The 882-nt window shown below is 73.7% G+C and carries 1 protein-coding gene; it reads left to right on the top strand.

The genetic code is table 11. From position 1 onward, the window contains the following. Positions 1–882, top strand: an 882-nt coding sequence (locus tag Mco01_RS38725; protein WP_204061795.1) for a polyketide synthase dehydratase domain-containing protein, incomplete at both ends; no start/stop codon positions are given.

Below are 882 nucleotides of genomic sequence, written 5' to 3' on the forward strand. Positions count from 1 at the left end.
CGCGAACACGGTGCAGGTGCAGGTGATCCTCGACCGCTCCGTCCCGGACCGGACGGCGCTCGACATCTACTCCCGGCCGGAGAGCGGCGGCGACTGGACCCACCACGCCACCGCCGTCCTGGTGAGTGACGGGGCCGAACCCGGCGGCGCTCGCCCATCGTGGCCGCCGCGTGACGCGGACGCGCTCGACGTGGACGATGTGTACGAGGCTTTGACCGCGGCCGGTCTGCACTATGGGCCGGCGTTCCGGGGCCTGCGGGCGGCGTGGCGGCGCGGGAACGAACTGTTCGCCGAGGTCGCCCTCCCCGAGGACCGGCACGACGAGGCCGGCCGCTTCGGCATCCACCCCGCGCTGCTCGACGCCGCCGTGCACCTTCCGGCCTGGGCGGGTCTGGCCGAGGTGCCGGAAGGGCGAAACCGGCTGCCGTTCGCGTGGAGCGGGGTGCGGCTGCACGCCTCCGGAGCGACCCACCTGCGCGTACACGTCGTACTGGGCGAGGCAGGATCACTGTCCCTGCAGGCCACCGACCCCTCCGGCACGCCCGTCGTCTCGATCGACACGCTCTCGGCGCGGCTGGTCTCGTCGGAGCAGCTCAAGCCCGCCGGACGAGGCGTGGGCGACGCGCTGTTCCGGGTGGACTGGCAGCCGTTGGAGCTCGGCCCGGTCAACCGCGAGTCCTGGGCGGTGCTGGGGGATCACGGACTGGCCGAGGCCCTGCGCGGGACCGGCGTCAGCGTGTCCCACTACCCCGACCTCACCACCCTCACCGGCGCCGTCCAGGCAGGAGAACCCACCCCCGACCTGATCGTCCTGCCCATCACCACCCACACCGGCACCGAGGCCGGGTCAGGCTCGCAACAGGCGGCGCAGGACCCCGGCGA

The organism is Microbispora corallina, assembly GCF_016863035.1.
GTDB classification, from domain to species: Bacteria; Actinomycetota; Actinomycetes; order Streptosporangiales; family Streptosporangiaceae; genus Microbispora; species Microbispora corallina.